This is a genomic window from Photorhabdus sp. RM323S, from assembly GCF_042879375.1.
GTDB classification, from domain to species: Bacteria; Pseudomonadota; Gammaproteobacteria; order Enterobacterales; family Enterobacteriaceae; genus Photorhabdus; species Photorhabdus tasmaniensis.
Genome location: NZ_JBHFKZ010000056.1, coordinates 1 through 22,273, shown reverse-complemented (window position 1 = coordinate 22,273; position 22,273 = coordinate 1). Strand labels below are relative to the sequence as shown.

The 22,273-nt window shown below is 45.8% G+C and carries 10 protein-coding genes; 9 read left to right on the top strand and 1 reads right to left on the bottom strand.

Features of this window, described 5'->3' with window-relative positions; translation table 11 throughout:
• The first annotated feature begins 32 nt into the window (after positions 1–32).
• The 5 genes from ACGF7G_RS18455 (at position 33) to ACGF7G_RS18435 (ending at position 10,918) form a co-directional block, all read left to right on the top strand.
• Positions 33–1,289, top strand: a complete 1,257-nt coding sequence (locus ACGF7G_RS18455; protein WP_387467434.1) for a hypothetical protein — start codon at positions 33–35, stop codon at positions 1,287–1,289.
• A gap of 789 nt (positions 1,290–2,078) precedes the next feature.
• On the top strand, positions 2,079–6,527 hold the full coding sequence (locus ACGF7G_RS18450; protein ID WP_387467432.1) for a hypothetical protein: 4,449 nt from the start codon (positions 2,079–2,081) through the stop codon (positions 6,525–6,527).
• A complete protein-coding gene (locus tag ACGF7G_RS18445; RefSeq protein ID WP_387467430.1) occupies positions 6,520–7,779 on the top strand; it encodes a hypothetical protein in 1,260 nt (419 codons plus the stop codon). The genes ACGF7G_RS18450 and ACGF7G_RS18445 overlap by 8 nt, the downstream gene beginning before the upstream one ends.
• A gap of 15 nt (positions 7,780–7,794) precedes the next feature.
• Positions 7,795–8,439, top strand: coding sequence for a hypothetical protein (locus tag ACGF7G_RS18440; protein ID WP_387467428.1), 645 nt, complete (start codon positions 7,795–7,797; stop codon positions 8,437–8,439).
• A 4-nt stretch (positions 8,440–8,443) separates the two neighbouring features.
• Positions 8,444–10,918 (top strand): pentapeptide repeat-containing protein, encoded by a 2,475-nt coding sequence (locus ACGF7G_RS18435; protein ID WP_387467426.1) that lies wholly within the window; start codon positions 8,444–8,446, stop codon positions 10,916–10,918.
• Positions 10,919–10,945: 27 nt separating this feature from the next.
• Here ACGF7G_RS18435 and ACGF7G_RS18430 read toward each other — a convergent pair whose 3' ends face one another.
• A complete protein-coding gene (locus tag ACGF7G_RS18430; protein ID WP_387467424.1) occupies positions 10,946–11,080 on the bottom strand; it encodes a hypothetical protein in 135 nt (44 codons plus the stop codon).
• Positions 11,081–11,620: 540 nt separating this feature from the next.
• On the opposite strand from ACGF7G_RS18430, the gene ACGF7G_RS18425 reads away from it, so the two are divergent.
• The 4 genes from ACGF7G_RS18425 to ACGF7G_RS18410 form a co-directional block, all read left to right on the top strand.
• Positions 11,621–12,940: a collagen-like protein gene (locus ACGF7G_RS18425; protein WP_387467422.1), complete on the top strand. Its 1,320-nt coding sequence runs from the start codon at positions 11,621–11,623 to the stop codon at positions 12,938–12,940.
• Positions 12,941–13,065: 125 nt separating this feature from the next.
• Positions 13,066–18,198, top strand: coding sequence for a type I polyketide synthase (locus ACGF7G_RS18420; RefSeq protein WP_387467420.1), 5,133 nt, complete (start codon positions 13,066–13,068; stop codon positions 18,196–18,198).
• Between the two features lie 162 nt (positions 18,199–18,360).
• Positions 18,361–19,530 (top strand): RNA-guided endonuclease InsQ/TnpB family protein, encoded by a 1,170-nt coding sequence (locus ACGF7G_RS18415; protein WP_387467418.1) that lies wholly within the window; start codon positions 18,361–18,363, stop codon positions 19,528–19,530.
• 361 nt (positions 19,531–19,891) lie between these two features.
• A partial coding sequence (locus ACGF7G_RS18410) for a filamentous hemagglutinin N-terminal domain-containing protein (RefSeq protein WP_387467416.1) occupies positions 19,892–22,273 on the top strand: 2,382 nt, incomplete at its 3' end.

Below are 22,273 nucleotides of genomic sequence, written 5' to 3'. Positions count from 1 at the left end.
AAAACGACAAATTTATATTTAGGAGATTTCTTATGAATAAAGTAAAGATTGTTGCTGAAACTTTGGCTGAATTGCGTGAACATTATTGTCTGATGGGTATAGAGCGGCAACCAAAACAATTGAAGACTGCGGATTTTGACGGATCGGTCATATTTTCCGACGATCCGAAAATAGCCACTGTTCCACCTGCATTTTTTACCGTACAGACTATACAAGAACTGAAGAAGTTAGGTGGAGTACCTGACAGCAATTATGGTCCTGGAAAAATGGAACCACATCATCCATTACCTGAACCGTTTTCTGCCGAACGGCTGGCAAATGTCCCGAGTAGTCATATTGATTTGTGCAAAGCTTTTCGTGCCTATATTTATGGTAATTCTGCTTTGGTCAAAGATTATGAAAACATTATTAATGCTAAACGTTTTCCGATGAACGTGGCGCTATACAGTGGTAATAGTATTACTGTTGCTGCAAATAATCCATTGATCGTTCAAAGTCAAGATGGTCACGGTGAACCTGTTGTATTGGTTTATGAGCAGATAACTATTGAGCCTGGTGGACAAATTATTTATCGCACTAATGGTACTGTTCAAACGAATATAATAACAAAGGTTGGCATTTCAGATTCAGATGACGAGCCATGCAATATCATTAATCAGGGAGGTAATGGGAGTAATGGCGGTAATGGGAATAATGGATATGATGGGAAGAGTGGCAGTAATGGTAACGCGGGACAGGATAATAAAAACTCCTGTGCAACGGGAGCAACAGCAGGTACTAACGGCTCTAACGGTATAGATGGTGGTGTCGGAAGCAATGGTGGAAATGGTAGTAATGCATACGATATTAATCTTAACGTTAATCACATTACCGGCTCAGTGAACTTAGCAACGATAGGGGGTAATGGGGGTGATGGCGGTAATGGAGGTGATGGCGGAATAGGAGGAAATGGCGGTAATGGGGGACACTCTACTAATTATTGTAGTGCTGGAAGGGGAGGAAATGGGGGGCGTGGAGGAAATGGAGGCGATGGGGGAAATGGCGGTAAAGGAGGAAATGGGGGTAATATCTATTTTAACTATACTAGTGGCACTCCAACCATTAGCGCTAAGTCCGTAAGCGGTTATGGTGGCGCTAAAGGTTATGCTGGTTCTAGAGGCATTGGCGGTTATGGTGGTAGTGGTTCTCCCAGTGGTAGCACTGGCCCAAATGGGGTATCGGGTAAAGATGGAATTGTCGGAGCAACTGGTGCCGTGGGCTCTGTCTATATTAACGGTAAAAAGCAGTAATAATACGAGATACTTTTATAGAAGAATTAGGGATATTGCTCGCCTGTGGTTGCAGGCGGGTAATGATCAATGTCTCTCAGCTTATAACCGGTACTCAAGTGAACGATAGTTGTACTTTGTTATGATGATTATTGCCCTGGTATTGCGTCTGACCCGTTTTTTTATGTATTAAATGCCGCTAAGATAATATTTCATTTTACAGTATTATTACCGATATTTTAAAAGCATTTAGAAAATATTGTAAACAGAGTTGTTTATGATTAGTAATAGAATGATATTCTGATATGTCATTTAAAAATTTATTTATGAGATTAATTTATTTAAGAATTGGATTTTATTATTGAAAGTTGGTTTTTATAATTTCATGATTAAACAACGCCTGTATTTTTCATCTTATTGTAATTATTGGCAAATGTCATTATATCTTATTGCTGTTCCTTTGTTTTTATTTGCTAATAATAGAGTTCTGAAATTAAAAATTCTAATTGGCTAACATTAAAAATCAGTTATGTGTCACACAAATATCTTCTTTAGTTAATGGAAAAAACTGGAAATCACATTAATATTATTAATTGTGGGATTTAAATGCCATATTCAATCGCTTTCCGTAAAGTAGCTAAATATTTTTCTACTCAACTCTAGGTGTTTTTGGTTAAAAATTAAGTTTTCAGGGGGATATATTAATTCTCATGGAAATTATTTGTTCAGAGTTTTTCGCCAAATTATTTATACGGTTATTAAGTGTTTATTGTTATAACAAAAATAATCATTTAGAGAGATAAAATTCAAATGAAAACACATATTCTACATTTTGATTTAGCTCAAGGCCATTTGCGTAGCCAATCCAACCAGTTAAGCCTTTGGGTTGGCGAACATAATATACCGTTGCAAGAACATGATGAATCAAGTTTAGCCAAGTCAGCTGCCGGGAATTCAGCTCTGGATATGGTTTTACGTTATGGCTCGCACAATATTAGCCATTTTGCTGAGGTACCTGAGCACTATTTTTTACCTCATCACGTTACTCTGATTAAAGTGGTTGGTGATAAATCCGGACCTTATCGTTCCTCATTGCCGGTTCTTTACCATATTTCTTACCATGTCCCTAATGCTCATTTACGTCGTTATGCTAAACGTCATATAGAAAAACTCGCAGTAAATAATGTGGGTATGGCTTTACCTGGCAAACTCAGTGCTTTTGGGGTTAATAGTCAACATTTAGCGCGAAATTCTATTCATTGCAGTGATCTGTTGGTTGCAGCTAATGAAATGAAAACACCGTGGGATGTTGCCTGCTCTATTGTGTTTTCCCATCCGGAATTGGCTAACAGTCAGGCCTATTCGGCATCAATTGTCATGAATGGACATATTGCCCCACCGGAAGCAATAGATCCGTTGCAATATAACCGGGTTTATGAACTGGCTATATCGATATCAAGTCAAGGGCCAGCAACGGAAACCGATGGCTTTGCAACTTATGGTCAATTAGTTGCCCCTGATGGTAGCGAAATGTTCTATGAGTTTGACTGGGTGGGTCAAGACGGACAGGTGATTTTCGCCGAAGGTGATCCGGTGATGCAATATAACCTATCGGATGAAACGGAGAATTATTCAGGCTCGCCGGCATCTAATGCACTGAAAACTTCGCATAATGATGATCGACTGCAAAATCATAACTGGAGTGTCAGCCAGAGTGCGTCTATCGATATTACCGAGTTCAAAGATCAAACTTCAGCATTAGCTGTTAAGCGAGATACCAGCCAAATTTGGACCGCCACTAACCGTACTCCCAATCACGGAATGGATGTCTATGCCAACAGCATCCGTTACGATCCCGGGCAAAATTATTTTTCCATTGACTTTAAGAACAAATATTTACGTCAACTTGGTGTTTATATTCAGTTCTTTAAAGACACTCAAATGGAACAGCCGATCGATAATCCAACGGTTGATGGTGATTGGCCGTTTTATTTCCCTAAAGAGTTGGCGGAATTATTCGAAACGTCATCACAAAAAGCCCTTGGTGTGTTGGCTAATGTCAATACGATCATGGGGATCCCGATGCCCACGGATCCCACTAAATTTGGCTTGCCCTGGCCGGCTGAAGCCCAGGCAGCTAAATTCTTGTTTGGTGGTTTGGGAACTTCCCGCTGGGAGAACCCGATTGTCTGGCCGGGTGTGATTTTGACCGGTATGTTCCAATACGGTATTCCGGCCCTGATGATGTTAGCTGGGGCCATGGTAACTAACAGCCAGTGGTATAAAGATTTTATTTCTAATAAGGATAACGTTGCCATACTGGCAGGTATTGCTTTCCCATTGATTGGTGGTGGTGCCGCTGTCGGTTCAGCGTTATTCAATACTAAAAAAGTGCTTACCAGTTTAGCCAGTATTGCCATTGGTATTTTGGCGAAAAAAGGGATGGAAGCGTTAGCGACTTATGTTACAGCCCAGGTGGCAGCCAGTGCAGCCGCACAGGCGGTTCCGGTGGTTGGTTGGGCGTTCCGGTTAGCTGCGATTGCGCTGGATGTGGCACAGATCGCTGTAACCACGGGTGAATTACTTTCCTCGCCCGCCACATTGGAAGTGGATATCAAGCGTCAGATGACGCTAGCTTTTACTCTGCATCCTGATCCTGCTCATGGTGAAGTGGGCCGTCCGGAAACCGCCATCTGGCCGCCAGTGGCCGTACAGTGCCAGGTAACGGTTGAATATACCAACGGCACCTACTATACCCAGACTATTCCATTACCCGCGACGGGTTCCAGTACACCGCTATCTTTTAATTTCAATTCGGTTGGCTGGGGTGGAACACTCAAAATCAAGGCTAATGTCTATTCAGCTACTGGCTGGTTAGCGGGGAGCTACACCAGTGAGCTGCTAAATGCGCAACCAGACGACCCCAATGAAGGCATTATGCGCGTCAGTGGCAATATAAAAGAGATGTTAGTGCCTCTGACTCAGGTGACTCAATACGAATATTGGGAACAGTTGTCTTACGATAGCGATAAAAAAGAATATCAGTGGATTGAAGGCAGCGTACCGTTGGAAACCCAGTCTTCTGCCAATTGTAGCAATGTAGGTAATAACATCTGCAAGCTGGTCAATATGACAATTCTGGATTCAGATTATCAGGTTGGTTATTGCTATCAGGCTTCTGGTCAGAATATTCCATTGGAAGATCCATCTAGTCCATCCAATAGCGGTCAAATGTATGTGCTGCAAAATATTTCCATTCTGAGCAACGACACGCTGAATGAGCGTCTAAAATTATCCGAGGTGGGCTTCAAAGTACAACCCTTGATCAGTTATAACAGTTTTGGCGAAGGGCCGGACGATAAAACTATCACGCCTTATAACTTTATTATTGATTCTCGATTCGGTGAATATCACTTACGTCGAGTGGATCTGCGTGACGGCAGACATGATTTTAGTTTGACAGATAACCTGCTGTCTTGGGGAACTTTCACTATTCCTCATCTGGATGCAATGGTGGTTCATCCGAGTGGTTATGTCATTGCGGTCAGTTGGCAATACAGCAAGATGCAGATTCTGCCGTTGGGTGATCAGGGTTACCCGGATGCTCAGGCACCTGCGGCCCAGATTGTTTCTGGTGAAGGAATTCGACAAGGGCTCATGCATGGACCAATTGCACTGACTGTCACGCCAGATGGTCGCATCTTATTACTGGAAACAATCAATACCCGTGTTCAAGCGTTCGATACTAAAGGCAACCCATTTCCAAGTTTTCCAGGGGCAACACTGTTTAAACTAGCTACTGCTGAGTATCAGACAACACTGGATGCTCAGGTGTTCTCTCCAGCATTACAACAAGCATTCCGTGAACAAGGGCTGACATTCCTGTTTAGTAACAGTGATCCGAGCTTTATACATTCACTCAATACTGGCGTACTGGATGAGCAGATTATTGCCACCTTTGCGCAAGATGGGATCTATCTAAGTTATAACCAGACCGTAGACGGTAATATTGACCCAGTTGGCAGCACAACGGTTGACGTGATACAGCAAGGACAGAGCTGGTTGGTATATGACCCGCAGAAACCCGCGACTTACACGTTGACCGCTCAGGGACAAACAGTATCCGTATATAACGATTTGAGTAATGTGCGAGTCATTGCTATCGGTCAAGGTGTCAAATGGCAGATTGATGATCTTGCTGGCGCCCGTTCCTGGTTGTTAACCCTTGATGCAACGGATCCTGCTGAAATTACAGTGGCTGATTATTTGGCCTATATGCCACTGAATAAACCAGAGGGAATAACTTATCTGGATGTTGCGGTTGAATCTAAGGGATATATTTATATTCTGTCATACCGTAATGAAGGGCGTGATCCAACGGATTATATCCTCGATATTTATGAGCCTAACGGTAAATTCCTGGTGACTGTCCCTGATCCGACATTAATTCCTGATCCGACTAAACGTCAGCATATTGTTGCTGCGCATTTGGCGATAGATTCATTCCGTACCCTAGTAGCGATGAATTACGGCAAGTTCCTGGGGGAAAATCAACGTACCCAGCCACAAATCAGCCAATGGACGCCAACCACACCGATATTTGATTTGGGTATCGATCAATTACCTATATTCCAGCAACACGATATGGACAAAATCCGTGAAGTTTTTGCTGAGAACAAACACCCTCTTAGTAATCAGGCAACTATCGAAACTATCAATAACAATGGTTATTTCATCATTACAGATGTTAATACCCGTTACCCGGTCATATGCACAGTAAATAGCGATAATTTGCAGATTATTTCTGTCTACAGTTTCTCGGAGAAAAATATGTTATTAAAAAGTTATAGTTCGGGATTTAAAGCGGTCTTGCAATTATTAGGTCTCTCGGAGAGCGATGTAACGGAGAAAGTCGTTATTCCATCTTCGTTGCAAGGCTCTTTACGGCCTGACGACCCACAATCTCTGGCTCCTTCTTATACGGCAGAAGTGTCGTCAGCATCGGAGCTGTTGACCCTTTCTGGCATTCCCCCTGTTGAAGCTCCAATATCTTTTCCGGCAACCATTGATGTTTTTGCGATTGGAGAACTGGTGATTGCTAATGGTGAGACTTTGGAAATTAACAGCCCAAATTCACAGCCTATCGTGGTAGCGGTGGATACTCTGATGATTGAACAGGGTGGGCAACTGATATGTGACGCTAATGTAATTCTAAATGTACAAACTTATACCCAAACTCAGGAGAATACCCATGAATAAAATGAAAACTGTTGACGAAACTTTGGCTGAATTACGTGAACATTATCATTTGACCGGTACTGATCGGCAGCCAAAGCAATTGAATACTGCGGACTTTGACGGGCCTGTCATATTTTCTAACGATCCGAAAATAGCCACTGTGCCACCCGCGTTTTTTATCGTACAAACCATACAAGAGTTGAAGGAGCTTGGGGGCGTACCTGACAGTGAGTATGGACCAGGCGGAATGGCACCACACCATCCGTTACCTGAACCCTATTCTGCTGAACGGTTGGCGAATGTCACCGGTAATCATGCTGATATATGTAAAGCTTTCCGCGCTTATATCTATGGTTATTCTCCGTTGGTCAAAGATTATGAAGATATTCTGAACGCTAAACGTTTCCCGATGAAAGTCGCGTTATACAGTGGTGAAGATATCGTTGTCACTGCCAGTAATCCATTGATTGTTGGAAGTAAAGAGAGTCATGGAGAACCTGTTAACTTGAATTTTAATAAGATAACGATTCAACCTGGCGGTAAAGTGATTTATCTCACCAATGGCACGGTTCAGGCGAACGAAGTGATCATCGTTAGTACCTTGGGTACGGATAATGATGGCCCGAACATTGAAAATATTGGCGGAAACGGAGGCAATGGCGGGAACGGAAACAATGGTGCCAATGGGAAAGACGGCAGTAATGGTAACCAAGGTAAAGATAATAAAAACTCCTGTGCAACGCAGGCTACGTCAGGTACTTCAGGTGGCGGTGGTACTGATGGCGCCAGAGGAAGTGACGGCGAGAAAGGAGGAGATGCCGAGGATGTTAATTTTAAAACCGGTACCATCACAGGCTTTGTGAATATGCTGACACAAGGCGGTAATGGTGGTAATGGCGGTAATGGTGGTAACGGTGGTAGTGGTGGGAAAGGAGGGAATGGCGGTGCTTCTACCAGCGAATGCAGGGCTGGAAACGGCGGTAATGGTGGTAGTGGTGGGAATGGTGGTGCCAGCGGTAATGGTGGTAACGCGGGTAACGGTGGTAACATCTATTTTACTTACGACGAAGGGGGAAGCGCATCCTTTAAGGCCAGAGCAATTGCTGGCAATGGTGGTAATGGTGGCAATGGTGGTTCTGGTGGTGTCGGCGGCGGCGGCGGTAGTGGTTATTCCAGTGGTAGCTCAGGTAAAAATGGTACATCGGGGAGTACAGGAACTGCCGGAAAAGCAGGTACCGTAGGCTCAGTTTATGTCAACGGCAAAAAACAATAACGGCAAGGAGGAGTTATGGTCGCAGATATTCAAATTTTGGGTACTAATGGCGTGAATGGTGCCGATGGCGCCAATGGCGCTAATGGTCAACGGGGTGTTGATGGTCAGAATGGCTCTCGTCGTAGGCCACCCACTGCCGGTGGCCCTGGTGGTGATGGTCAACCCGGTCAGAATGGCCTGGATGGTCAATCAGGTTCTAGCTGGTGGTTTGCCCTGCGTTGTCATCATTTTGACGTACAGAGTGTGGTGAGTATTAGCAATAGTGGCGGTAATGGCGGTGATGGTGGTACGGCGGGTTATGGCGGCGATGGTGGTGATGGCGGTAATGGTGGCCGTGGTAGTTCATCATCGTCAGGGATGCCGGGTGGTAACGGCGGTAACGGTGGCAATGGTGGTAATGGCGGTAATGGCAGCGATGGCGGTAATGTTTGGGTCAGATACATCCAGACTAGCTTACCGAAACCAATATCTGCCACCTCTGATGGAGGGGATGGCGGCATCGGACAGCCGGGTGGCGCTGGGGGGATTGCTGGGCGCGGTGGGGTAAATGGTGATGGTTCACATGCACCCGATGGGGGATATGGCATTGGCGGTATTAGCGCCAGTGGGGGTCAGGCCGGGAGAGCCGGAAAGGTTTCTGTAGTTCAATCAAGAGGATAATGACATGAGTGAATCCAGATCTTTTGCCGGTAAATGGCAATTTGCCGCGACTTCTGGCCAGCTGATTACGGTTCAGGCGGATGGTACGCTTAATCTGTCAGCCAAGCAATCAGGGGCAATAAATCAAATGATTAATGCCTATGGCATGACTAACTTTTGGTTACAGGCTGGCAATGGTCAATACCTGGCCGCGAGCGGCAATACTCCTCAAGCTAATCAACCGCGCGATGGTGTGGTTGCTGAGATCCGGTTGGAAGAGGTAGGGGGATCTGGATTTCGCCTGCGTCGTATTAGTAGCAGTGGTGACAGCTACTTGGTGGCGCAACAATCTGGGTTGATTTGGCAGTCAGTCAGTAGCAGTCCGCCCCTGTCAGCTCAATTTACTCGTACTATTGTGACAAAGGACCTGGAATTTCTCAAAGAATGGGGGGCAATGGGAGCCGATCTACGTTTTGCTTATCTCGCCGAAGAGAATTTGAATGAAATGGTGATGATGGCTGTCGATTTGTCCAATGCCGACCTGCGTGGCTCGACATTGCTTGACGCTGATTTAACCAATGTCAAAGTTGATAATTGCAATTTTAGTGGTTGTGATTTAAGCAAGACTGATCTAACGCATATTCATGGTAAAAATGCGCTTTTTGAAAAGTGTATCGTAGGTAGTGATACCAATATGCCAGATGCTGAGCTACCGAACGCCATTTTTCGTGGCTGTGAGAACAGTGGTGGTCAGCCGATATTGAATCGTTTAAAAGCGCCCGGTGCGGATTTCTCTGGAGCGGTGTTACCTTCGGTGATAATGGAGAATGCTGATTTATCTCAGGCGAATCTGGTTAATGTTGATCTAAGCGGTGCCAGTCTGGCTTCCTGTAACTTTACCGGGGCGATCATGACGTTGGTGAATTTGCAAAATACCACCTTGCAGACCTCGAATTTTAGTCAGGCTACGTTAGTCGGCACCGATTTTACCGGGGCGAATATCAATAATGTTAATTTCAGTGGTGCTAATCTGACCAACGCCCGATTATCGTTAACCACCGGTTATAGTCAACTTAACCTCAGCGACAGTACCTTATTAGCGACGGTACTGACAGGAATGGATTTGATTGACGCCAAGATTACCGCCAAAACTGATTTTACTCAGGCACAAATGGATGGAGTCAATCTGAAGGAGCAGACGTTAGATAACGTCATATTCCTGATGGCGTCGATGAAGAAGGTCAATCTGGATTCTACGTCACTTAATGGCGCAGTTCTGGTCGGTGCTAATCTGGCCGGTGCCACTGTTCAGGGTAATGTCTCTTTAGTTGGAGCGAATCTGTCTAATGCGAGTCTGGAAAATGTTAATTTAACTGGCGCTCAATTTGGCGCTTTGTCCACCGTGGCATATCTGGATGAAACAGAGGCTCAGTCATTGGATAATCAGCAATTGCCTGAACAATTACGTCAAATACTGTATCAGGGAAAAGTGCTGATTAACGGTCAGGCAGAGGTGTTGGTTCGTCATCCGGGCCAGAACTGGCTGGTTGAGCATGATGGTAAACCGTTATTTATTCACTATCAGGATGGGCAATTAAACGTTGCACAAGATAATGGCGGTAATGCGGCAATTCTTGCCAACACATTTATGCCTAATGCCATTCTGACTGGCGCTAATCTCTATGCGGTTGATATGTCCGGCGCTCATTGGTACGGCAGTAACGCCAGAGCCGATAACGGCAATTTGGAACAGGTCAACTTGTCGAATGCGAACTTAGCTACCATGAATTTCACTCAGGCGCGGTTATATGGGGCGAATTTATCCTATGCCAATCTGGTAGGAACTAACTTTAGCAAGGCGATGCTGGAACCCACCCAAGGTCTTAAACCGGCATCTCTGGCCTTTGCTTCAATTCAAGGCACTATTTTCACTGAAGCTAAATTGACCGGGGCTAATCTGACTAATGGCGCAGTGGCTTTACCGTTTGAGGAAGCAGGCAAAAAGCTGACAGGTGTGCCTTTATTCAGTACGGCGCTTGAGCTGATGAGTTCATTAGATAATGGCGTGATCTCAAAGGAATTGCGTCAGGTATTTACGGATAATGGCTATAGTTTGCTGTCTGGTGCCAAAATCATTGATAAACAAAATGATCAGTATTGGATCATATCCAATCAGCCACCGGATACCGATTTGAGTTATCGGGGGTACTGTAACTTTACTGTGATTCGGGTAAGTGAAATCGGTAATAACCATCTGCAAATCTGCGGTGGATCGCCATTACGTGTTATCCGTACTGCGGCTGATAATACATTACAGCCGGTCAACATCGCTTTTGGGGTAACGATCGATATCACTCAGGCGATGAATGATGCCACCACTTGTCCAAGTGGTTTGCGTTATCAGTTACTGAATAGTGGTATCAGCTATCAGTCATTGATGACACCAGGATTGCCACCTCATCCGCCGAAATGCGTTCCCAGCCCGACCGAATGGTGTTAATGAGTAAGCACATAATCTGGTAAACGGCTAACTGGAGTAAAGAATATCACCATGGATATCATACTCCAGTGCCACCTGAACGCTGGTCAACTCAGGCTTATCGTTATCGAGATCGCAATCTGCCAGAGCGAATGGCGGCGCAAGAGGGGGAATTAACCGCATTAATTTAAATCACATTCATAATTTCATTATTCAATAATATCTATAGGTTTCTGTCTTGTCGTTATTTTTGAAGAATAAAATCATATTTACTGTTTTTATTTGTATTTCCTAATAGTATCTAATGAGATAAATATAAAATTGAAGTTTCTAATTAGCACATATTAAAAGGTGGTGATGTATCACAGAAATATTCTCTTTACTTAATGAAAAAAGTGGTAAATTACATTAATATTTCAAATTATGTAATTTAAATGCTGCATTCAATCGCTTTCTGTATAGTAAATAAATACTTACCTAATTAATTCTCATGGGAATTATTTTCTGGCATCCCTGCTGTTGACGTATCAGAATTCTTTGCCAGAAAAAATAGATGCTTCCGCTATAGCTAATCGGGTTATTAGCCAAAGGAAAGATGCTGGCTATTAATTATTTAGTGTCACAATCGTGGTGATAGCAGTAGATACTTTTGAACTTGACCAAATGGACAACTGATATATGAAGTTATCTTAAACGTATAAACTTAGACTCAGGAGAATTCCCGTGGATAAAATAAGAACTGTTGCAGAAACTTTAGCAATATTACATCAGTATCATCATCTGGTTGGTATAGAACGGCAGCCAAAGCAACTGAAAACCTCAGATTTTGACGGCAAGATAATCTTTTCTAACGATCCGAAGACAGCGACAGTGCCTCCTGCATTTTTTACGGTACAAACCATACAAGAGCTGAAAGAGCTCGGCGGTATACCTAACAGTGAATATGGCCCTGGCAAAATGGAACCCCACCATCCGTTGCCCGAACCGTTTTCTGCTGAACGGCTGGCAAATGTTACGGGTAATCATATTGATTTGTGCAAAGCTTTTCGGGCCTATATCTATAGTGATTCTGCTTTGGTCAAAGATTATGAAGAAATGCTTAATGCTAAACGTTTCCCGATGAAGATTGCGCTATACAGTGGCGAAAGTATTACTGTTACCGCAGATAATCCAGTGATTGTTGAAGATAAAGATGGCTATGGTGAGCCGGTTGCCTTGGTGTATGACCAGATAATCTTTGAACCGGGAGGTCAAATTATTTACCACACTAGCGGTAGCATCAACGCAAACAAGGTCATAGGGAATGAAGGCTCTGCAAAAGAGAACATTGTCAATAGAGGCCATGATGGTGCCGAAGGTCTTGAGGGTGAACCAGGAAATGTTGGGGCTGATGGCAGCAATGGTAGTGAGGGAGTGGGTCATAAAAACGGCTGTTACTTTGACGGCACACCAGGTACTGATGGAACCCGCGGTGCTGTCGGAGCAATCGGGGGGAATGGCGCACCAGGTGAAAATGTCAATGACCTGACTATGAATGTTCAATCTCTTACTGGGTTAATACGGATGCTATCGAAAGGTGGTAACGGGGGTAATGGTGGACATGGCGGTATGGGGGGCCATGGGGGGCGTGGGGGTAATGGGGGTACGGTGACAACATCCTGGGATTACCAGTGGTGTGTTCCTGGGTGTGGAGGAAATGGGGGGCCAGGAGGAGATGGAGGTAATGGGGGTAATGGGGGGAAAGGTGGGGACAGCGGTAACATATATATTAATTTCTCTGACGGTAATCCAATACTTGATGTTGCGTCATTTGGTGGTCTTGGCGGGGAAGGTGGGAAAAGCGGGTTTGGCAGAACTGGTGGGTATCCTGGAGATCCCCATAGAGGAAACTCTTCAGGAGCCTGTGCAAATAAACAAGGGCCCAACGGTAGAGGTGGTGTACAAGGAAAGACTGGTACAGATGGTTCGAAAGGAGAATTTGGCGATGACGGTGAATGCGGCAAGATATATATCAACGGTCATGAGCGGAAATCTAATTCCTAAGTGGTGCCGCAATCAGACAGGTCTGAACAACTATCAATGAGGGCGATGGGTTCAGATCTTCGGGGTAAACACAATAATCTGGTAAACAATTCATCGGAGTAAAAAATATCACTATGGATATCAATATGATGAAAAGTAATAATATGCCGATTGCCATTATCAGCATGGGCTGCCGTTTTCCGGGGGGAGTTAGCTCCCCAGAGGAATTTTGGCATCTGTTGTGCGGTTCAAGTGATGTTATTACCCCAGTGCCACCTGAGCGTTGGTCAACGCAGGCTTATAGTTCCCGGGATCGTAATCTGCCGGGACGAATGGTGGTGCGTGAGGGAGGATTTATCGCTAATGTGGCCGGCTTTGATGCGGCAGTGTTTGATATCAGTAATACAGAAGCGCCTTTTATCGATCCACAACATCGTTTGATGTTGCAGGTGACATGGGAAACACTGGAACGCGCAAGGATACCGCCAAAATCGTTGGCAGGTCAGGCGGTTGGTGTGTATATCGGTGCTTTCACTCATGATTATATGCACTTGCAATTTACCGATTTACGCCGGGCAACGGGTTATACTTCAACGGGGGCAATGGGGACCATGCTGTCAAACCGTATCTCCCATGCGTTTGATTTTCAGGGTCCGTCCTTAACCATCGATAGCGCCTGTTCATCGTCCTTATTGGCAGTACATCTGGCTTGCGACAGTTTGCGTCGTGGAGAATCACAACTGGCGTTGGCGGGTGGAAGCCAGTTGATGCTGATGCCTGATTTTTCGGTAGTAGAAAGCCGTACCGGATTTTTATCGCTTACCAACCGTTGCCACAGTTTTTCAGCTAATGCTGATGGTTATGTGCGTAGTGAAGGAATTGGCGCTGTTTTACTAAAACCCTTGAGCGCAGCTTTGCAGGATGGTGATCCTATATTAGCCGTGATCCACGGTTCAGCTGCAAATCAGGATGGCCGGACTTCTACCATCACTCAACCGAGCAGTACCGCACAGCAACAGGTGATCCGTACAGCTTGTATTCAGGCGGGGATTTCTCCAGAAGAGATTGATTATATTGAAGCTCATGGTACTGGAACGGCGGTAGGTGATCCGATAGAAGCAGAAGCTCTGGGGCGGGTATGCCGTCCAAGACCGACAGATCGCCCATTACTGATCGGTGCCTGTAAATCCGTGATTGGTCATACGGAAGCTGCCGCAGGTATTGCTGGATTGATTAAAGCGGTATTGTGTTTACAGCGAGGACAAGTGCCGGGCAATCTACATGCAGATCCGCCTAATCCCTATATCCATTTTACGGAATTAGGCTTGCAAATCCCCCGGCAGTTAACGCCGTTGTCTGAAGGCAGGGTCATTGCAGGAGTGAATGCTTTTGGTTTTGGCGGGACGAATGTCCATGTGGTGTTGAGCAATAATACCGCGCCTTCCGAACAATTTCAGGCAAGGCAAGAGCAGGCTTTCATGTTGCCGTTGTCTGCACAGTCTGAATTTTCCTTGAAGCAGCAGGCACAAAACATTGCCGATTTACTGCAACAAAAGCCAGATATTGCCCTTGATGATCTGTGCTATAGCTTGGCGACTACTCGCCACTGCTTTCCGTTGCGTAAGGGGGTCGCATTCAGTAACCGAAAACAATTGCAACAACAGCTAACCAATCTGAATGTACCGCCGCAGCGTAATGGTAAAAAAGTGGATCGTTTGGCCTGGATATTTGCTGGCATTGGCAGTGAAGTTTGGAAAGATTCTGTTGTTTGGTTCCAGCAATTTCCTGAGTTTACTGAGCAGTTCAAGCGTTGTGAAGCAATTTGGACGGGGTTTTCTGCCCCTTCCTTATATGCTGCATTGATCTCTGCCGATGAGTTGATAGAGCCGCCAATGCAGTTTGCCGTTCAGGTATCAATGGCTGCGCAGTTGCAGAAGTGGGGGTTCAGACCAGCGGCATTACTGGGTCATAGTTCTGGTGAAATGGCGGCTTGTTATCTGGCGGGAATTTATGACCTGACGCAGGCGCTGACACTTTTACACCAGCGTTACCATTATCTGCAACGTGTGCTGAATAAAGGTGGGGGATTGTTGATCGTAGCCGCTACGGTGGAGCAGATACTCCCTCATTTATCTGCCCCGGATACTAAACCTGCTGTGATGATAGCAGGACGGAATAGCCCCGATCGTTGCTTGTTGTCTGGACCTGTAAGCGAATTGGCCGCCATTTCTGAACGCTTAAAGCATCAGAGGATCGCCAGTAGTCGGCTTAATTATAGAATTGCTTCTCATTCCCCCTATTTGGAGTCAATCAGGGCAGGGTTGGCTGCGGATGCAGCAACGATTCCTGCGGCAAAACCCTTGTTGCCGGTATTTTCATCAGTCACAGGTGAGTTAATTAATGATAAGTTGAGCCCTGAGCATTGGGCTGACAATGTGGTCAGTCCATTCCGTTTTGACGATGCAGTAGAAAATATGCTCAAAGCGGGTTTCCACCATTTTCTTGAAATTTCACCTCAATCCCTGCTAAGTGGTGGATTGCAAGATTGGAGTAAACCTTATCGCGGACAAGTGTTTGCCTGTCGCTCGGGGCAGAACTGGCCTCAGCTATTGGGCCAATTATTTGAAGCCGGTGTTGAGCCTGACTGGCGAGCTCTTATGCCGGCAGCTCGTCCAATCGATCTGCCAACCTACCCTTGGCATCAGCAATCTTATTGGCATGAACCAGAGATCAGCCGTCGTCGTCGGCTGCGTACATTGAGTGGTGTGCTATTGGGTGAAGCCCAGCCGGGTAACGAGAGTTGGCTGGCTGAACTGGCTGTGGAACAAGTGCCTTGGTTACTCGATCATGTCGTCATGGGGAATGCAATGTTTCCGGCTGCCGGTTATATCGAAGTTATGCTGGCGGCGGCGCGTATCTGTTTTCCTGGTGTTGGGTTGGCTCTTGATAATGTTGGATTACAGTCGGCTTTACTGCTGGAATCAGGCATGGAATTCAGGCTAAAAACACAGTTGGATCGTCAACGGATGGAAGTACAGGTCTATATTACCCGTCATCTGGACGAGGGTGCACAGTACCAACTTGCCGCCAGTGCACAGGTGAATATCGTTGTTCCGGGCGCTACGGCTTGCACTATTCCTCCGTTGGCTGCAAATAAGCGCTATCCTGGCATGCGGAACCAAGAAATGTTGTATCAGGCATTCCAACATCTGCATTTCAGCTATAGTGGCGTGTTTCGTACTCTGTGCCATGCGTTTATCGGTGAAGGAGAAACAATCTGTGAGATTGAATTGCCGCCTGCACCAGAGGGAATGGGTTTTCACCCTGCGGCCTTGGATGGTATCTTCCAATCATTATTAGTGATTCAGTCTGCTGATATTCACGCCCCAATCCCTGCCGGCGATTTTCGTATTCCGGTGAGCATTCAGCATTTGCGTATCAATGGTAAATTATCGGGCCGGGTTCGAGTGCATGCCCGAAATACTCAGCAGACACAACAACAGTTGTTTGGTGATATCGATGTTTATACTGACAGTGGCATATTGCTTTGCCAGATCAGCGGGTTTTGCGTTCAGCTTGTCGGTAATAGAAAAAACAGTTTGTCCTCCAAGCTTAACAATCTGGTGGTAGGCCAACCACAGTGGCGTAAATTGTTATCTCAGCCATCAACAGAGTCTGTGACGCAATGGGCTATCTTGGGGGGTGAAAATGCTCTGGCAGGAGAATTGGCTGATGAGTTGCAACGCCGTGGTGGGTATGCTTCGTTGCATTCTGGTTTGCCTGATAGTTATCAGAAAGTTCAGGAGCTAGTTGGCGCTCTTCCCACAGAGACTGAAAGAATATTGATCCTCTGGCCATTGCAGGCTCCGCAGATGACTTATCATTCTTTAATCCATTTGTGCACAGCGCTGGCTGAGCGATCTATGAAGCCGCGTTTGTGGATAGCGACTCAATGTGCTCATCAAGTCACTGAGCAGGATCTGCCTGATCCGTTTGCCGCAGCATTATGGGGAATGATGCGGGTTATTGGTCAACAGGAAGCGACTGCATTGTGGGGTGGATTATTGGATATTGACAATACCACTGTTCCAGCCGAATGGTGGGATGCGCTATTGGCGGATGATGGCGAGGATCAATTGGCTCTGCGCCATCATCAACGTTATGTATTGCGTCTTGTGCCATTGCCTGAAATACCAGCGCTACCGCCAGTGCGTTTTCGTCCGGATGGCTGCTATTTACTGACGGGTGCTTTTGGTGATATGGGGCGTCAGTTGATTCCCTGGATGGTACAGCATGGTGCTCGTCACCTGCTATTGGTTGGGCGTCGTCATACTCTTAATACAGAGGATCAGGCGTTACTGGAAATACTGCACCAGCAGGGGGTTAAGGCTGATTATTTGCCGATTGATCTCGGTGATGAGGAAATGACCGTCGCTCATCTGACTCGATATCGACAACAGGCCAACCAGCCGATGCGTGGAGTGATTCATTGTGCCGCCCATGTTGAAGATCAGGGGTATCGTGAATTGAGTCCCCAGGCATTTGATAGAGTATTTGCTGCCAAAGCATTAGCCGCCTGGACATTGCATCAAGCGTTGGCCGATACACCTTTAGAACATTTCGTGATGTTTTCCTCGTTGGGTGCATTATTGGCTTTGCCTGGCATGGCATCTTATGCAGCGGCTAATGCCATGTTGGATAGTCTGGCCTATTTGCGGCGTCAGCAAGGTTTACCTGCGTTAAGCCTTAATTGGGGGCCATGGGCGGCGGGGATCGCTTTGCGGGATAGTCGAACGCTACCAATACTGGAAAACAGTGGCTTACAGCCATTCGGTTCAGAGGAGGGATTAGCCATTTTAGATCGCTTGTTTGCCCGTATTGAGCCGCAACTGGTGCCGTTCCTGGCGGATTGGTCAAGTTTACTCGCTAGTCAAATGCGTCATTTGGCGCTATTGCGGGATATCCGGCAGGAAAGTGTGGTTCAGTCTTTACCCGCAGATGCAGCACTTGCGGTGAATAATCTGGATGATGTTGTCAGCCTGTTACAGACTTTTTGCGGTGAGATTGCCGGGACACAAGCAGAGGTTTTCCATCCTGACCTACCCTTGACCGACAACGGTATTGATTCATTGAATGGCTTGATGTTGGTACAAAAAATCAACAAACAACTACGCTTGGATATCCCGCTGGAGTTGCTGTTAAGCGATAAACCGCTGTCGGAACTTGCATCGTTGATTACGTATCGACTGCAAATTAAGTTAATTGCGAAGCAGGAATGATCTTAGCAAAAACCGCCGTAAACCCTTGCCCAGTGCGGGCAGGGATATAAGGCGAAAAGCCCAAAGGGCTTTAAGGCGGGCTACTGCGACGTATCCTGACTGAATGGATATCTGCCGGTAAAACAGGCTAAAATGAATGCACTTTATCAATGAGCGCTGAATATGTTAAGAGCGACCAAAGTCCGCCTCTACCCCACACCCGAACAGGCCGAGTATCTTAATGGCCAGTTCGGCGCGGTCCGTTTTGCGTACAACAAGGCGCTGCACCTTAAAAAGCTGGCTTACAAACGTCACGGCGTGAGTTTAAATCCGCGCAAAGACCTCAAACCGCTCCTGGCGGTCGCGAAGAAATCCCGCAAGTACGCCTGGCTCAAGGCATATGACGCTATCGCGTTACAGCAGGCAGTGCTCAATCTGCATACTGCGTTTGATAATTTCTTCAATCCGAAGTTGCGCGCCCAATTTCCCACGTTCAAACGCAAACAGGGCAAGCAATCGAGCTATCACTGTGTTGGGGTGAAAGTGCTGGAGGGTGCGGTGAAGCTCCCGAAATTGTCACCGATAAAGGCGCGCATACACCGAGAAATTGAAGGGGAAGTGAAGAGCATTACGCTGTCCCGAACCGCCACGGGAAAATATTTCGCCGCTATCCTGTGTGACGATGGAAAAGAGGCGCGGGAAAAGCCGGGCGTAATCACCCGCGTGACCGGTTGCGATATGGGTTTGTCCCACTATCTTATCGAGTCGAATGGGGAGAAGGTCAATAACCCGCGTCACCTAATCAACGCCACCCGTAACCTGCGTCGAAAGCAGAAATCGCTGTCCCGCAAACAAAAGGGCAATGCTAACCACGGCAAGGCCCGATTACGTCTGGCGGCAGTCCATGAGCGGGTAGCTAATGCCCGCGCCGATTTTCAACACAAACTCTCTCGAACAATGGTTGACGAAAACCAAGCGCTCATTGTTGAGACACTAAAATCGGCCAACATGATGAAGGATCACCGCATTGCCCGCGCTATCGGGGATGCGGGCTGGCATGGTTTCATCAAGAAACTGGAATACAAAGCCGCAGCAGCGGGCGTCCATCTGGTCAAACTGGATCAGTGGTTCGCCAGTTCGAAAACCTGTCATTGCTGCGGTCACAAAATGCCGGAAATGCCGCTGCATAAGCGGCTCTGGCAATGCCCTTTCTGTCGAGTCGAACATGATCGCGATATCAATGCGGCGCTCAACATCCAGCGCAAGGGCATAACAGCATTACAGGCGGCAGGACTCGTCGTTTCTGCCCACGGAGGCCAGTGTAAATCCGTCATAAAGACGGTTGCGGCCTGAGAAGTGGGAAGCCTCGCCGTTTTTTACGGCGGGGAGCAGTCACAATTGTTTAACCAAAACATTTTCTGAAAGCCCGATAGGGCTTTCAGATTGTTGACGTTCAGCGTTTCGACTATCACGGCTAAAAGAATATAACATCTCCAGCCTTATCGCCTTTTTTTAGCATTTAATACATCGCATTCCCCATTATCAGAATTAAATAACTCGATCTTGATCACATTTCGTACTATCCATTCAGACAGATAAATAATAACGCATTAGAATATTTTAATTATGACACTATCAAATTATCAATATTTTCTATGGAAAGATTCCCGTTTTATCACCAAAGCCAAATTAACTTAAGAAAAGAGAGAGTACGATGGATCAACGCAACACCCCGGTGGTCAGGGCCACGAGTTATCTTTTAATTTACCTGACCGCCGTCTATCCCCTTCATCCGGCTATTGCGGCTGGGATAACGCCGGATAATAGCCAAACACAGGTACAGAATCAGGGTAATGTCCCGATTGTCAATATCGCCACACCGAATGACGCCGGGGTATCCCATAACACCTACCAAGAGTTTAACGTTGCCACTCAAGGTGCCGTACTCAATAACGCCACTCAGACGGCCCAATCACAGCTGGCCGGGCAACTTAACGCGAATCCTAACTTAAAGGGCAAAGCAGCGGAACTGATTATCAATGAAGTCACCGGCAACGGGCGCTCTGAGCTGCAAGGTCAGCTGGAAATTGTCGGCAATAAAGCCAATGTGATGATTGCTAACCCCAACGGCATTACCTGTGACGGCTGTGGTTTTATCAATACTGCCAGTGCCACCCTGACCACCGGTAAACCCCAGTTTGACAAACAGGGTGCGCTGGAAGCGCTAGAAGTTAAACAAGGCCAGATCACCATTGGCGGCAAAGGGCTGGATGGCAAGGCAACGGATTATGTCGATATCATCAGCCGGGCGACGGAATTAAATGGCAAGATTCAGGCCAACACCTTGTCACTGACGCAAGGGGCCAACCGCATCAGCTTAAAAGACGGCACAGTCAACTCTCTCGCCGGAGAAGGCGCTAAACCGCAATTAGCCATTGATACCAAAGCGCTGGGCGGCATGTATGCCAATAAAATCCGGCTGGTCGCCACTGAAGATGGCGTTGGGGTTAATTTGAAAGAGTTAACCAGCGACCAGCGTGATATCACCTTAAACGCCAATGGCAAAATTGAATTAGGCAATACCAAAGCTAAAACTGACTTAAATATTATCGGCAAAGAAACTTATATTGCCCCCAATATTACCGTGCAAGTGGGACAAGATATTACCCTGGCAAACACGGCACTGGAAAATAAAGGCAGCGTAACCGCAGGCCGGGATATGCGGGTATTCGGTGACACCGTACGCAATACCGGTGATAAAGCCTTACTGCAAGCCAACGATAATCTGTGGATACAGAAAGATGCGCAGGGGAATAAAGGTCAGTTAGTCGAGAATAGATCCGCGACGATAAAAACTGTAAAGGGGAATTTGGTTGTCAGGACTCATGAGCTGAATAATGCCCGCAGTCTCTATTTTTTTGAAGAAAGAGAAACCGCGCCCAACCCGGCAGATAAAAATTTCAACATCCTCGAAGCACAACATAAGCATGGACATAATTTAAAAAGTATGCAACCCAGTGTCCTCACATCGGGTGGAAATATTTATATTAACAGTGATATATTATCAAATCAGGAATTGAGCAAAATTGAAGCTGAAAAAGATATTTTCCTGACGGGAAAAAAACTGTCAAATACCAGCAAAATATTGGAAGAAGCATCAGGGTATTTTAATCTCTTTGAATACTTCCCCAAAGACACTTATGTTTCTATCACCGATTCACCTGATACCCCCTCCGGTATCTACAAACTCTCTTCTAATAAGATCCTCGAAAAAATCAACACATATCACCCATGGGATGATAAAAGTTATCATATTTTACCGCCAGGCGAGGTAAAATATGACATAAAAAAAGACAACCTGATCCTTGAGCGGGCAAGTATCATCGCGAAAGGTCATCTTATCGCTGACTTTAGCGACAGCATTAATATTGATACTGACTACCCACGTAAATCGCCCCCCAGTTCAGATTTCTATTATGATCTTCCGGCCAGCAGTGAAACGCTGTCGGAAATACTGTCTGCTAAAAATATCTTATTACACAGTGGAGAAATCACCCTCAAAGATAAAATCAGCGCGGCTAATGATTTAAACATAATTTCTGAAAGCAATATTACCCTTAAAAATTCAATACTTTCGGCACCCAATAATTTATCTATGACTGCCGTCAATAATATCAATATCTGGCAAAGTGATATAAAAGGAAAGGATATCACCGCTATCAGCCGTCATGGAGATATCCTATTTCATAATGGTGATCAATTCGGTTATCTTTGGCACCAACAGAGTACTAATGATCATCCTGTCTCCAATAAATTAGATGCCGTCGGTAATTTAACTATTAACTCGGGTAAAAACCTCCTTTTACAAAACGTCTATTTACAACCGGGTAAAAATATCTCTCTGATAGCAAATAATGATGTGACTATAGAAAACCATGCAGACACCTATAATTTTGCCAAATCAAAGACAGCAAACAGGCATAATGCCCCCATATCAGGAATATTAAATGCCCTCGAATCACTGATAATCCATGCGGGAAATAATATTTCCGCCAAAGGCGCAGATATCTCTGCGGGGAAAGATATTTATTTAATT

Bases quoted from the DNA above. Each gene is read 5' to 3' on its own strand.
- ACGF7G_RS18430 (WP_387467424.1), bottom strand. From the start codon at position 11,080: ATGCGGTTAATTCCCCCTCTTGCGCCGCCATTCGCTCTGGCAGATTGC.
- ACGF7G_RS18435 (WP_387467426.1), top strand. From the start codon at position 8,444: ATGAGTGAATCCAGATCTTTTGCCGGTAAATGGCAATTTGCCGCGACT.
- ACGF7G_RS18450 (WP_387467432.1), top strand. From the start codon at position 2,079: ATGAAAACACATATTCTACATTTTGATTTAGCTCAAGGCCATTTGCGT.
- ACGF7G_RS18415 (WP_387467418.1), top strand. From the start codon at position 18,361: ATGTTAAGAGCGACCAAAGTCCGCCTCTACCCCACACCCGAACAGGCC.
- ACGF7G_RS18420 (WP_387467420.1), top strand. From the start codon at position 13,066: ATGATGAAAAGTAATAATATGCCGATTGCCATTATCAGCATGGGCTGC.
- ACGF7G_RS18440 (WP_387467428.1), top strand. From the start codon at position 7,795: ATGGTCGCAGATATTCAAATTTTGGGTACTAATGGCGTGAATGGTGCC.
- ACGF7G_RS18445 (WP_387467430.1), top strand. From the start codon at position 6,520: ATGAATAAAATGAAAACTGTTGACGAAACTTTGGCTGAATTACGTGAA.
- ACGF7G_RS18455 (WP_387467434.1), top strand. From the start codon at position 33: ATGAATAAAGTAAAGATTGTTGCTGAAACTTTGGCTGAATTGCGTGAA.